Source organism: Limnohabitans rimovensis (SeqCode), assembly GCF_965234775.1.
Lineage (GTDB): Bacteria > Pseudomonadota > Gammaproteobacteria > Burkholderiales > Burkholderiaceae_C > Limnohabitans > Limnohabitans rimovensis.
Window position 1 is genome coordinate 1596814 of record NZ_OZ248562.1, and the last position, 12986, is coordinate 1609799.

At 60.4% G+C, this 12986-nt stretch carries 12 protein-coding genes and 1 riboswitch; of the genes, 9 read left to right on the forward strand and 3 right to left on the reverse strand.

Annotation, left to right across the window (positions count from 1 at the left end):
• Nucleotides 1–36 precede the first annotated feature (36 nt).
• The 5 genes from paaA to AC8GFZ_RS07805 are packed head-to-tail and all read left to right on the forward strand — an operon-like array spanning nt 37 to nt 3848.
• Nucleotides 37–1044: a 1,2-phenylacetyl-CoA epoxidase subunit PaaA gene (paaA, locus tag AC8GFZ_RS07785; RefSeq protein WP_506644007.1), complete on the forward strand. Its 1008-nt coding sequence runs from the start codon at nt 37–39 to the stop codon at nt 1042–1044.
• Nucleotides 1041–1361, forward strand: a complete 321-nt coding sequence (paaB, locus tag AC8GFZ_RS07790; RefSeq protein WP_506644009.1) for a 1,2-phenylacetyl-CoA epoxidase subunit PaaB — start codon at nt 1041–1043, stop codon at nt 1359–1361. Before paaA ends, paaB begins: the two co-directional genes overlap by 4 nt.
• A complete protein-coding gene (gene paaC, locus AC8GFZ_RS07795; protein ID WP_506644011.1) occupies nt 1358–2158 on the forward strand; it encodes a 1,2-phenylacetyl-CoA epoxidase subunit PaaC in 801 nt (266 codons plus the stop codon). Before paaB ends, paaC begins: the two co-directional genes overlap by 4 nt.
• Before the next feature lie 40 nt (nt 2159–2198).
• On the forward strand, nt 2199–2753 hold the full coding sequence (paaD, locus tag AC8GFZ_RS07800; RefSeq protein ID WP_506644013.1) for a 1,2-phenylacetyl-CoA epoxidase subunit PaaD: 555 nt from the start codon (nt 2199–2201) through the stop codon (nt 2751–2753).
• Nucleotides 2754–2768: 15 nt separating this feature from the next.
• Entirely contained in the window at nt 2769–3848 is a 1080-nt protein-coding gene (locus AC8GFZ_RS07805) for a 2Fe-2S iron-sulfur cluster-binding protein (protein ID WP_506644015.1), read from the forward strand.
• 25 nt (nt 3849–3873) lie between these two features.
• Here AC8GFZ_RS07805 and metF read toward each other — a convergent pair whose 3' ends face one another.
• Both metF and ahcY read right to left on the reverse strand, forming a co-directional pair.
• Nucleotides 3874–4710: a methylenetetrahydrofolate reductase [NAD(P)H] gene (gene metF / locus AC8GFZ_RS07810; protein WP_506644017.1), complete on the reverse strand. Its 837-nt coding sequence runs from the start codon at nt 4708–4710 to the stop codon at nt 3874–3876.
• Between the two features lie 212 nt (nt 4711–4922).
• The gene (gene ahcY, locus AC8GFZ_RS07815) at nt 4923–6356 is read right to left on the reverse strand and encodes an adenosylhomocysteinase (RefSeq protein WP_506644019.1); all 1434 of its coding nucleotides are present in this window, start codon (nt 6354–6356) and stop codon (nt 4923–4925) included.
• Between the two features lie 83 nt (nt 6357–6439).
• Nucleotides 6440–6516: riboswitch (S-adenosyl-L-homocysteine riboswitch) on the reverse strand.
• A 129-nt stretch (nt 6517–6645) separates the two neighbouring features.
• On the opposite strand from ahcY, the gene AC8GFZ_RS07820 reads away from it, so the two are divergent.
• The 4 genes from AC8GFZ_RS07820 to AC8GFZ_RS07835 all read left to right on the forward strand — a co-directional run bounded on the left by AC8GFZ_RS07820 (nt 6646) and on the right by AC8GFZ_RS07835 (nt 12040).
• A complete protein-coding gene (locus AC8GFZ_RS07820; RefSeq protein ID WP_506644021.1) occupies nt 6646–8448 on the forward strand; it encodes a hybrid sensor histidine kinase/response regulator in 1803 nt (600 codons plus the stop codon).
• Between the two features lie 65 nt (nt 8449–8513).
• The gene (locus tag AC8GFZ_RS07825; RefSeq protein WP_506644023.1) at nt 8514–10145 is read left to right on the forward strand and encodes a peptide chain release factor 3; all 1632 of its coding nucleotides are present in this window, start codon (nt 8514–8516) and stop codon (nt 10143–10145) included.
• A gap of 27 nt (nt 10146–10172) precedes the next feature.
• Nucleotides 10173–11360, forward strand: coding sequence for an exo-alpha-sialidase (locus AC8GFZ_RS07830; protein ID WP_506644025.1), 1188 nt, complete (start codon nt 10173–10175; stop codon nt 11358–11360).
• The gene (locus AC8GFZ_RS07835) at nt 11360–12040 is read left to right on the forward strand and encodes a hypothetical protein (RefSeq protein ID WP_506644027.1); all 681 of its coding nucleotides are present in this window, start codon (nt 11360–11362) and stop codon (nt 12038–12040) included. Before AC8GFZ_RS07830 ends, AC8GFZ_RS07835 begins: the two co-directional genes overlap by 1 nt.
• Here AC8GFZ_RS07835 and AC8GFZ_RS07840 read toward each other — a convergent pair.
• Nucleotides 12018–12980 (reverse strand): Bug family tripartite tricarboxylate transporter substrate binding protein, encoded by a 963-nt coding sequence (locus tag AC8GFZ_RS07840; protein ID WP_506644029.1) that lies wholly within the window; start codon nt 12978–12980, stop codon nt 12018–12020. The genes AC8GFZ_RS07835 and AC8GFZ_RS07840 overlap by 23 nt on opposite strands.
• Nucleotides 12981–12986 lie beyond the last annotated feature (6 nt).

The window sequence follows — 12986 nt, forward strand, 5'->3', positions numbered from 1 at the left end:
CCCCACCGCCCGGGCATTGGCCCTCAGGAGACGCCCTTGTACACCCAAGCCTTGGATCTGCCCGATGCCCAGCGCGATGCTGTGGCCCGCCCCGCGCTGAGCGACAGCGCTTTGCAAACGCACTTTGACGAAAAAATCGGGCAAGAACAAAAAATCGAGCCCCGCGACTGGATGCCCGAGCACTACCGCAAAACGCTGGTGCGGCAAATCAGCCAACATGCGCACAGCGAAATTGTGGGCATGCTGCCCGAAGGCAACTGGATCAGCCGCGCACCGAGCTTGAAACGCAAAGCCATCTTGATTGCCAAGGTGCAAGACGAGGGCGGCCATGGTCTGTACCTTTACAGCGCCGCCGAAACCTTGGGCACCAGCCGCGACCAAATGCTCGATGCGCTGCACACGGGCAAAGCCAAATACAGCTCGATCTTCAATTACCCCACTCTCACCTGGGCCGATGTGGGTGTGATCGGATGGCTGGTCGACGGCGCGGCCATCATGAACCAAATCCCGCTGTGCCGCTGCTCCTATGGGCCGTATGCCCGCGCCATGGTGCGCATTTGCAAAGAAGAGTCGTTTCACCAACGCCAAGGCTTTGAGTCGCTGATGGTGATGATGCAAGGCACGCCCGAGCAACAGGCCATGGTGCAAGACGCGGTCAACCGTTGGTGGTGGAAGTGCTTGGCCATGTTTGGTCCGCCCGACAGCGACAGCCCCAATTCGGCGCAAAGCCAACGCTGGGGCATCAAGCGCATCAGCAACGACGACCTGCGCCAAAGCTTTGTGGACGCCACCGTGCCACAAGCCAAGGTCTTGGGCGTGACCCTGCCCGACCCCGATTTGAAATGGAACGAAGCGCGCCAGCACCACGACTACGGCGCCATCGATTGGGACGAATTTTGGGCCACGGTGAATGGCAACGGGCCGTGCAACCAAGAACGCTTGGCCACCCGCGTGAAAGCTTGGGACGACGGCGCTTGGGTGCGCGAAGCGGCCTTGGCCCACGCCAAGAAACAACAAGCCCGACAAATGAAGGAGGCGGCATGAGCAGCGCCACGCCAACACCCGGCTCCCTCAAACCCTTGAGCGAATGGCCCCTGTGGGAGGTGTTTGTGCGCAGCAAACAAGGTTTGGAGCACAAGCACTGCGGCAGCTTGCACGCCAGTGATGCCGACCATGCTTTGCGCTTGGCGCGCGATGTCTACACCCGGCGCCAAGAGGGGGTGAGCATTTGGGTGGTTCCATCCAGCGCCATCACCGCCAGCGAACCCAACGACAAAGCCGAATTTTTTGACCCCTCGGGCGACAAAATCTACCGCCACCCCACCTTCTACGCCATCCCCGACGACGTGGGGCACATGTGAGCACCACCGCCAACACCCTGGCTCCGCTGGCCTATGTGCTGCAACTGGCCGACACCGCCCTGGTGCTGGGCCAACGCAACGCAGAGTGGTGTGGCCACGGCCCGGCCCTGGAAGAAGACATCGCCTTGGCCAACAACAGCTTGGACCTGATCGGCCAATCGCGCATGCTCTACAGTTTGGCCGGCGAGCGCTCCACCCCCGCTTGCACCGAAGACCATTTGGCCTATTGGCGCGGCCCCGAGGCTTTTCGCAACTACACCTTGGTCGAACTGCCCCACCACGGCGCCATGGCACCCAGCGCCCGACAAGATCGCGACTTTGCCACCACCCTGGTGCGCAACTTCCTTTTCAGCAACCTGATGGTGGGTGTGTGGGCGCAACTTGAAAGAAGTCCCGACGATCAGCTGGCCGCCATCGCGGCCAAGGCGATCAAGGAAACCCGTTACCACCTGCGCCATGCCCACGACTGGGTGGTGCGCCTGGGCGACGGCACCGACACATCGCATACCCGCGCCCAGGCCGCGCTGAATCACCTTCTGCCCTACACGCAAGAATTTTGGTGCCCCAGCGAAGCAGAGCAAGCCGCCATGGACGCCAGCATCGGGCTGGATCTGGCAGCTTTGCAAGCGCCATGGCAGGAGCAATTGAGCTCAACCCTCCAGATGGCCCAGTTGCAAGCCAGCCCGACCACTGGCTTTGTGTCAGGGGGCAAAAACGGCATCCATTCGGAACACCTGTCTTACTTGCTGGGTGAGATGCAGTCGCTGGCCCGTGCCCATCCGCAAGCCATTTGGTAAATCCCCCGTATACCCCTGTGCCAGCCACCCGCCTGACCTGATGGAACACCACCTCGACCCGCACGATGCGTCGCAGACACAGCCTGCCGCCCAAGACGCCATGGCCGAGGCCATCTGGGCGGTGTTGAGCCGACTCACCGACCCGGAAATCCCCGTGGTCAGCTTGCGCGACATGGGCATCTTGCGCGATGTGCGACGCGTCGGATCCGGCTGGCAAGTGGTCATCACCCCCACCTACAGCGGTTGTCCGGCCATGGGTCAAATCGAAGACGATGTGCGCCAAGCTTTGCGAGACAACGGCCACGACGCACAAGTGGTGACGCAGCTGGCCCCCGCTTGGACCACCGACTGGATGACCCCCCAAGCCCATGACCAACTGCGCGCTTATGGCATTGCCCCGCCATGCGCCAGCGCCACTGCCACCCACCAGCACAGCCTGCGCTTTGTGCGCACCCTCGCGCCCGCATCGGTAGCGTGTCCTCGCTGTGCATCCACCCAAACCACCGAGGTCTCCCACTTTGGCTCCACCGCTTGCAAAGCCTTGTTCAAGTGCCTGGCCTGCCTGGAGCCGTTTGACCACTTCAAGCCGCACTGAAGCCGTGCCACCACCATGAGCAACCCACCGCGCTTTCACGACCTCACTGTGGCCCGCATCACCCCCGATGCGCCAGGGTCGGTGTGCATCAGCCTGCACATCCCAGAACCTTTGCGTTCAACGTTTGCCTTTGAACCTGGGCAATTTCTCACCCTGCGCACCAACCTGGCCGGCCAAGACATTCGGCGCAATTACTCGATTTGCAGCACGCCCGCGCAATTGACCCACAACGGTCTCATCGACGTGGGGGTGCGCCAAGTTCCAGGTGGCCTGTTCTCCACCTGGGCCAACAACCAATTGCAAGCGGGCACGGTGCTGGCGTGCATGCCACCCGACGGTCGCTTTGTGGTGCGCCGACCGCGCGCCATCCACCGCGTGGGCTTTGCCGCCGGCTCGGGCATCACGCCCATCTTGTCCATCTTGCGCCACAACTTAGAGACCTCGGCACACAGCCGCTTCACCTTGGTGTATGGCAATCGGCGCATGGGCAACGTGATGTTCAACGAGGCCTTGCAAGACCTCAAAGACCGCTACACGGACCGCCTCACCTTGATCCATGTGCTGTCACGCCAAGCCCAAGAAGTGCCCTTGCTCGAAGGCCGCATCGACGGCCCCAAAGTCAAGGCCTTGATCAACGCCTTCTTGCCGGTGCCCAGCATGGAAGAGGTGTTTGTGTGCGGCCCCGAAGGCATGATTGATGACACCGAAACCGCGCTGCGCGAAGCCGGTGTGAAACCTGAGCGCATCCACAGCGAGCGCTTCACCAGCAGCTCGCCTGCGCGGCCGGTCTTGGTCGAGACGGACTTGACACCTGCAGGCCCTCAAGTCACCGTTCTGCTGGATGGCAAATCCCATGTGTTGATCGTGCCCCCACACCAAGCGGTGCTCGACGCCGCCGTCGAGGCGGGTCTGGATGTCCCCTTCGCCTGCAAAGCCGGTGTGTGCTGCACCTGTCGCGCCAAGGTGATGCAAGGCAGCGCGCACATGGATAAAAACTTCACCCTCACCGCAGCCGAATGCGCCCAGGGTTTTGTGTTGACCTGTCAGGCACACCCCACCAGCGACGACTTGGTGCTGAGCTACGACGAGCGCTAAAAAATCGGGACCGGCATCAATTCCCTCAAGCCAAGCGCTGCACCAGCGCCAAAGCGGCGGTGCTTTGGTTCATGGTGTAAAAGTGCAAACCTGGGGCACCGCCTTGGCGCAACTGCTCACACAAGTCGGTCACCACATCCAAACCAAAGGCCTTGATGGACGCGCTGTCATCGCCAAAGGCCTGCAAGCGCAGGCGAATCCAACGGGGAATTTCTGCGCCGCAAGCGTCTGAAAAACGCATCAATTGGGTGGAGCTGATGATGGGCATGATGCCTGGCACCACGGGGATGTCGGCACCCAGGCCTTGCACCTCTTCCAAAAACCGGAAGTAAGCATCGCTGTTGTAAAAGTACTGGGTGATCGCCGAACTGGCCCCGGACCGCACCTTGGTCACATAGGCCTGCAAATCGGCCTCGGGTGACTTGGCCTGGGGATGCACTTCGGGATAACAGCCCACCTCGATGTGGAAATGGTCGCCGGTCTCAGCGCGGATGAAGGCGACCAAGTCACTGGCATAACGAAACTCACCAAAGGTGCCGTGCCCGCTGGGCAAATCGCCGCGCAGCGCCACCATGCGCCGAATGCCCGCTGCTTTGAACTGCGCCAATTGGGCGCGTACGCTGTCACGGCTGGCGCCGATGCATGAAAAATGGGGCGCTGCATCATGGCCATCGGCCAAGATGGCTTGCACCTGTTGCAAAGTGCCGTCCTGCGTCGAGCCACCCGCGCCATAAGTGACGCTGAAAAATGCCGGATGCGCCGCATACAGATCCTGGCGCACTTGTTTTAATTTCTCTTCACCCACCGGTGTTTTGGGTGGGAAAAATTCAAAACTGATGGGGAAAGATTGTGGGGTGCTCATGCGTCCCTCCAAGCGTGAGTCAAAAATTCTCGGTCTCCGTTGCCCTCAAAGACGGGGCTGAGCCCCCCTTCCGTACCACTCAGACGGACCTAAGCCAGCAGCGTCAGCCGCCGGGTCTGAGAAAAAGGCAAGGGCAAATCGCGCTCAACCCACCACGGGTCGGCGCGAACCTGACCTGCCGGCACCGCGAAGGTGCCAGCGACAGCCCGCGATCAATAGCGGTAAGTGTCGGCCTTGTAGGGGCCGGCTTTGCTCACACCAATGTAAGCGGCTTGCTCCTCGGTGAGTTCGGTCAGCATGGCGCCAACTTTTTCGAGGTGCAAACGTGCCACTTTTTCGTCCAAATGCTTGGGCAACACATAGACCTTGCCAGACTCGTATTGGTCTTGCTTGGTGAACAACTCGATCTGAGCGATCGTTTGGTTGGCAAAGCTCGCGCTCATGACGAAGCTGGGGTGGCCGGTGGCGCAACCCAAATTCACCAAACGGCCTTTGGCCAACAAGGTGATTTTTTTGCCGTCGGGGAAGATGACGTGATCGACTTGGGGCTTGATCTCGTCCCACTTGCACTTTTCCAAAGCGGCGACATCGATTTCGTTGTCGAAGTGGCCGATGTTGCACACAATGGCCTCGTCTTTCATGGCGGCCATGTGTTCGTAGCGGATCACGTTTTTGTTGCCGGTGGCAGACACAAAGATGTCGCACTTGTCGGCGGCGTATTCCATGGTCACGATTTTGTAGCCTTCCATCGCAGCTTGCAAAGCGTTAATGGGGTCGATCTCGGTCACCCACACTTGGGCACTCAAAGCGCGCAGGGCTTGGGCAGAACCTTTGCCCACGTCGCCGTAACCGGCGACCACAGCCACTTTGCCGGCAATCATCACGTCGGTGGCGCGCTTGATGGCGTCCACCAAAGATTCGCGGCAACCGTACAAGTTGTCGAACTTGCTCTTGGTCACTGAATCGTTCACGTTGATGGCGCGGAACATCAAAGTGCCTTTGGCGGCCATTTCGTTCAAACGCAACACGCCGGTGGTGGTTTCTTCGGTCACGCCGATGATGTGCGCACCTTTGCGGCTGTACCAAGTGGGGTCCACAGCCAATTTGGCTTTGATGGCGTTGAACAAACACACTTCTTCTTCGCTGCCAGGGTTGCTCAACAAAGACGCATCGGTTTCAGCACGCTTGCCCAAGTGCATTAGCAGCGTGGCGTCGCCACCGTCGTCCAAAATCATATTGGGGCCTTCGCCCTCGGCACCCTTGGCACCAAACTCAAAAATGCGGTGGGTGTAATCCCAGTAGTCTTCCAAGGTTTCGCCTTTGTAGGCAAACACCGGCGTGCCATTGGCCACCAAGGCGGCAGCGGCGTGGTCTTGGGTCGAGAAGATGTTGCAAGAGGCCCAGCGCACTTGGGCGCCCAAGGCTTGCAGGGTTTCGACCAGCACAGCGGTTTGGATGGTCATGTGCAATGAACCGGTGATGCGAGCGCCTTTCAGGGGCTGGGCTTTGGCGAATTCTTGACGAATGGCCATGAGACCGGGCATTTCGGTTTCGGCGACTTTGATTTCTTTGCGACCCCAGTCGGCCAAGCTCATGTCGGCGACGTGGAAATCAGTGGTTTGGGTGGGTTTGAGTGATGCGTTCATGCGAGGCTCCGATAAAGGTTCAGGGCCACTGACGCGGTTCTTCAAGCACTTGGGGGGTACCGAGGTGCTCACCTCACATTGTCAGTGGGTGAGCGCAGTTGGAAAAGGTTCCGAGCCTCACCTGTTCTGGGTCGAACAGGTTGCAGCGCTCCTCGGTATCGGAATTCTATCAAAGCATCGCAGTGGGCGCAGAGCCCCCACACCCACCCACGCCAATGCGCGCCAAAGCACTTGGTCGTGCCAGCACAGGCGGGGTCCAGTTGACGCATTTGGTACTAACATGCCGCCCATGCTCAACCGGAACATTATTTTTTTCATCAAAGACCGCTTGCCGGTGGGGATGCGATCCACGCAGGACGTTTACTTTGTGGTCTTTGTGCTGTCTGCGCTGGCATTCATCATTCCCACCTGCCCCTGGTTTTTTATCTTGGGTCAAGAGCGGGCCGGGGCATCGGTGGCCGTGGTGGCCACGGTCATCACCATCACCATGCTGTGTTGGCGCTTCCTCCAGCTGCCCCTGATCTGGGCGCAAAACGTCTACCAAACCAGTTTGTTGGCCGTGATCTTGTACAACGCTTGGTACATGGGCGGTTTGAGTTCGCCGGTGTTGGTGTGGCTGGGCATCGTTCCGGTACTGCCCTTGTTCACGGCACGCTCACGCATTTGGGTCTACGTCTGGATGTTCTTGTCCTTTTCATCCGTTTGGGTTTTTTACATATTGCAGATCCAGGGCGTTTTGCCCATGTTGGTGCAAGAAACCCCAGAAGAGCTGGCTTTTCGCTCCCTGATGTACGCCATGCTGCTGCTCACCCAGTTGAGCTTGATCTATTCGGTGGACATGCTGAGCGAATCCACCCTGCGCCATATCTCGCGCACCAACAATCGGCTCAACCTGCTGTCCATCGACTTGCAAAAAGCCAACTCGCACAAGGATCAATTTTTGGCCATGGTCAGCCATGAAATGCGCACCCCCCTGAACGCGGTCATGGGCTATTTGAGCTTGATGAGCACCGACAAGCGCCTGCCCGAAGATGCCGTCGACTTTGTCAAAGGGGCGCAAAACTCCGCAGCCCACTTGCTCACCGTGATCAACGACTTGTTGGATTTCTCGCAAATTCAAAATGGCCGTGTGGTACTCAACCCGCAGGTATTCAACCTGCATGTGATGCTGCACAAAACCCACAGCATTTTCAAACCGCGTGCCAGCGACCTGGGCCTGAGTTACAAGCTGCTGCTCAGCCCCAGCCTGCCCGAATGGGTGCGCGGCGACCAACACCGCTTGACCCAAATTTTCATCAACCTGCTGGGCAATGCGCTCAAGTTCACCGACCATGGCCACGTCACCATGCAAGTTGATTACGAGAGCACCGGCCCCAGCCAGGGCAATTTGGTGGTGTGCGTCAAAGACAGTGGGCGCGGCATACCCGTCGAGGCGCAGCACAAAATCTTTGACCCATTCGTCCAACTCACCCAGGCCGATGGCCAATCAGCTCCGCGAGATGCCTTGCGCGGCAATGGTTTGGGCCTGAGCATCACCCGCACCTTGGTCAACAGCCATGGCGGCACCATTGGCTTGCACAGTGAGGTGGGCGTGGGCTCAGAGTTTCGCGTTGACATCCCCCTGCCCATCGCCCCAGCGCCGCCGAAATCGGTGCCCGCTTTGGAGCTGATCGATCACACCCCCGTCAAACTGCTCATCGTGGACGACCATGCGGTCAACCGCATGGTGGCCACCGCCACCATCCAACGCTCCATGCCCAATGCGCAAATTGACCAAGCCGAAAACGGCACCCAAGGCTTGGAGAAGATGTCGACCACTTTGTACGATTTGGTTTTGCTCGACTTGGTCATGCCCGACATTGACGGCATCGAAGTGATGCGCCGGGTGCGCGGCACTTTCCCCCCGCCTTACCGCGATGTGGACGTGGTGGCCTTGACCGCCAATGTGGCCGAAGACGCCCTCAAGACCTGCTTGGCCGTGGGCATCAGCGAGGTCATGCCCAAACCCTTTGACCGGCTGACCTTGGTCAACACCGTGATCCGGCACAGCACCCGCTCACAAACCGGCACCGTCTCTGCGCCCCAGAACTGACCCGAAAAACCACCCATGCTCGGCGGGCAGCCGTCTATGATGCGGGCTGTTATCCGCACCACACCATGAGCCCATACCCATCAGAAGTGCGCCGCCGGCGCACTTTTGCCATCATCTCCCACCCCGACGCGGGCAAAACCACCCTCACCGAAAAGCTGTTGCTGTTCTCGGGGGCGATTCAAATCGCCGGTTCGGTCAAAGCCCGCAAAGCATCGCGCCACGCGACCTCGGATTGGATGGAGATTGAAAAACAGCGTGGCATTTCGGTCGCCAGTTCGGTGATGCAAATGCTCTACCGCGATCACGTGATCAACCTGCTCGACACACCGGGCCACAAAGATTTTTCGGAAGATACCTACCGCGTGCTCACCGCCGTGGACTCCGCGCTGATGGTGATCGATGCGGCCAACGGTGTGGAAGCGCAAACCCGCCGACTCATTGAAGTTTGCCGACAACGCGACACGCCTATCATCACTTTTGTGAACAAAATGGACCGCGAGATACGCGATCCTCTCGATATCTTGGACGAGGTGGAGCGCGAACTGGGCATGCCCTGCGTGCCCATGACCTGGCCAGTAGGCCAAGGCAAATCGTTTGGTGGCATCGTCAATTTGCGCACACAAGCCATGACGGTGTTCGAGTCGGGCAGCGAGCGCTTGCCGCAAGACTTTGAAACCGTCCCTCTGAGCGAGCAAGGCAAGTTGGCCGAGCGTTTCGGTTTGGAATGGCAAACCGCCATGGATAGCATGGAGTTGGCCACCGGTGCATCACCCACGTTTGACCGCGAAGCTTTTTTGGCGGGCAAACAAACCCCCGTGTTTTTCGGTTCGGGGGTGAATAACTTCGGGGTGATGGAAGTGCTCGACGCCTTGGTGGATTTAGCTCCCTCACCCGGTCCCCGCAAGAGCCATTTGCTGGTGAACAAGCAAGTGGTCGACAAAACCGTGCAACCCGAAGACGCCGGTTTTTCGGGCGTGGTGTTCAAGGTGCAAGCCAATATGGACGCCAACCACCGCGACCGCATTGCGTTTGTGCGCGTGGCCTCGGGCCGGTATGCGCCGGGCATGAAACTGAAGGTGCAACGCAGCAGCAAAGAGTTGCGCCCCACATCCGTCGTGACCTTCTTGAGCCAACGCCGCGAAGCGGTGGACGAGGCCTATGCGGGCGACATCATTGGCTTCACCACCCACGGCGGCGTGCAATTGGGCGACACCATCACCGACGGCGCGGCGCTGCAATTCACGGGTTTACCGTTTTTTTCCCCCGAGATGTTCATGACCGTGATCTTGAAAAACCCGCTGCGCACCAAACAACTGCAAACCGGCTTGGAACAACTGGGTGAAGAAGGTGCCATCCAAGTGTTCAAACCCGAGATGGGCGGCGCCATGCTGTTGGGCGCGATTGGGCAGTTGCAGTTTGAAGTGGTGCAGCACCGTTTGCGCGGCGAATACGATTGCGATGTGCGCTTGGAGAACAGCAGCTACACCGGTGCACGTTGGATCAGCGCAGATACACCGGCAGAACTCAAAGAGTTCATCAACGCCTACCCGCAACGCATGGCCACCGACGCAGCTCAATCACTGGCCTATTTGTGCACCTCGCCCTACGACGTGCGCTTGGCGCAAGAGCGTTTCCCCAAAATTCACTTTCATCCGCTGCGCGAACATGCGGGCTTGGCCTTGCAAAGCGCGGGCTGAAGGCCACAACGCCACCCCATCCAACCCATGCCCCCACCCGAGACGCCACCGCCGCCACGCCACACCCGCGCATGGGCCTTGGCGGGCTTGCTGGTGTGTTTGGGCATGTCGGCTTGGGAAGCACGCCGCTGGACCGGCACCGATGTGCCCATGCCCCCAGCTGCCGTTGCTGCCCCCGCAGCGCACACCATCGGCAAGTCCTGGCACATGGTGTCCGAGGGCGATCTGCCCCAACCCCGCACCGCCCCCTCAGCCCATGCCAGCCACCTGCTGACGCTGCCCGAACAAAGCCCTGACGCCATCGCCGCATTTTGGTTTGCCGGTGAGCGCGAAAGCGCCCCCGATGTGCGCATCGCCATGAGTCTGCTCGATCGCCAAACCCAAACCTGGCGCGATGCACAGTGGGTGGTGGATCGCCATGCCATGGGCACCGCCTTGGGCCACGGCCTGCGCCGCCTGGGCAACCCGGTGGCCTGGATCGACGCCCAGCAGCGCATCCATTTGTTTGTGGTCGCCACCGGCTTGGGTGGCTGGGCGGCCAGCCGGGTGTTGCACCTGCGCCAAGCCCCTGGCAGCACCGACCTGTCTTCGCTTCAGCTCGACGTGGTGCGCGTATTGCCGCTGTCGTGGTTGTGGAACACCAGCCACCTGGTGCGCAACCCGCCCATGCCCCTGGCCGATGGCGGCATGGTGCTGCCTTTGCACTTTGAGTTGGGGCTGAAGTACCCGGTGTTTGCATGGTTCAACCGTGAGGGCGATTTGGTCGGCCTGCGCCGCATCAGCACGCGCAAAGACCTGCTGCAACCCAGCTTGTTGGCCCTGACGCCCACGCACTGGTTGGCCCTCATGCGCACCCAATCGCCTGTGCGCCGCGTGGCGGTGGTGGAAAGTTTGGACGCTGGTGCCCATTGGCAAAACCATGCCGACTTGAACCTGCCCAACCCCGACGCTGCCCTGGCCACCTTCGCCTTGGCGCCCCAACACTTTGCCGTGGTGCAACACCCCATCCCACGGGGTCGTCACGCCCTGGCGTGGCAACTCAGCACCGATGGCCAACATTGGTCGGAGCCGATGTCGGTGGCCCAAGGGCCTGAGGGCAACGAATTTTCATACCCCGCCATGACCTGGGCCGACAACAGCCTGTGGATCAGCTACACCCAGCAACGCACCCACATCCGCTGGCAGCGTTGGCAAACCGAGCCCAAGGCGCCCTGATGGACAACCACTTGTTCACCGACCTCGCCCTGCCCTCTTTGGCATGGCAAACCGTGTTTCGCCACCTGGGATGGTCACTGGCTTTGGCCGTGGTGTTGGCCAAGCTGATGCCAAAGCGCTGGGGTCAGCGCTGGTGGTGGGGCCTGGGGCTGGGCGTGGCCAGCAACCTGCCCGGTGTGGGCGAAGTGACCAGCGCTTTGGCCTTGTCGTTTCAAACCCCCAGCCTGCTGTCGCAAACCTTGCTGCTCACTGTGTTGTGGCATGGCTTGCGCGGGCGCGCTACGCAGGCGCTGGCACCTGAGCACACACCGCAAGTCGCCCCCACGGGGGCCTGGGCCATATTGGCACTGCTGGGTTGGGTGCTGCTGCTCGACACCCTGGGCTGGGGTGGCACCTTTATTTACGCCTGGGGTTTTGGCCCAGCGGTGCCGGTGGCCGTGCTGCTGGGCTGTGCCGCAGGCTTGGCCTGGGCCGCTTGGCACCCTCAAGCTCAGCACCAATTGCACTGGCTGTGGTGCTTGGCCGCGGCCATGGGTTTGTTTGTGCTCACCCGTGCGCCGAGTGGCAACGCTTGGGACGCCATCAGCGACCCTTGGTTATGGCTGATCGCCCATGCCATGTGCGCTGCGCCTTTGTGGCGCATCGCACGCACCCGCTTTATTCGCCCACGATCCCCTTGACCTGGATCACCCGGCCCCAACGCGGGTAGTCTTTGGCGGCCACGGCGGCCAGCTCTTCAGGCGTGGAAGACGACGCGTCCAAGCCAGCACGGCCCAGCACATCGCGCACTTCGGGCATTTTGATCACGGCCACCAGTTCTTTGTTCAAGCGGTCCACCACCGTCTGCGGTGCTTTGGCGGGCAGGTAAAAGGCGTACCACATCTCGACGTCAATGCCCTTGAAACCCAGCTCAGAAAACGCCGGCACATTGGGCGACACGGGGTGGCGCTTGGGGCTGCCCACGGCCAGCGCATTGAGCTTTCCGCCGTTGACAAAACCTTGCGCAATGTGCACCGGCAAAAAGCCCACGTTCAACTCACCCGACAAAATGTCTTGGGTATAGCCTGCTGTGCCACGGTAAGGCACGTGCAGCATGAACAAATTGGTCTCGAGTTTGAACAACTCCATGGCCATGTGGTGCGGCGTACCCACACCGGGCGAACCAAAACTGATGGAGCCGGGTTTGGCCTTGGCCTGGGCAATCAACTCAGACACCGACTTGATGCCGGTTTTGGGGTGCGCCACCAGCATCAGCGTGCCCCAAGCGGCCATCGACACCGGCGCAAAATCCTTGATCGGATTGAAGTTGGCATTTTTGTACAACTGCGAGGCGATCAACATGGTGTTGGCGCCCATCAGCAAGGTGTTGCCGTCCGGGTTCGACTTGGCCACTGCCTCGGCACCAATGTTGCCGCTGGCACCGGGCTGGTTGACCACCACCACCGGCTGACCCAAGCGCTCGCTCAGGCGCGGCTGAATGGTGCGGGCAATCGTGTCCATGCCGGTGCCGGGTGTGAACGGCACGATGATGCGGATCGGCTGCGATGCGTTTTGCGCTTGTGCAGCCAACCCGAAGCAGACCAAGCTGGCCAACAGGGCGCGGGTGATAAAGGTTTTCATGGGTAA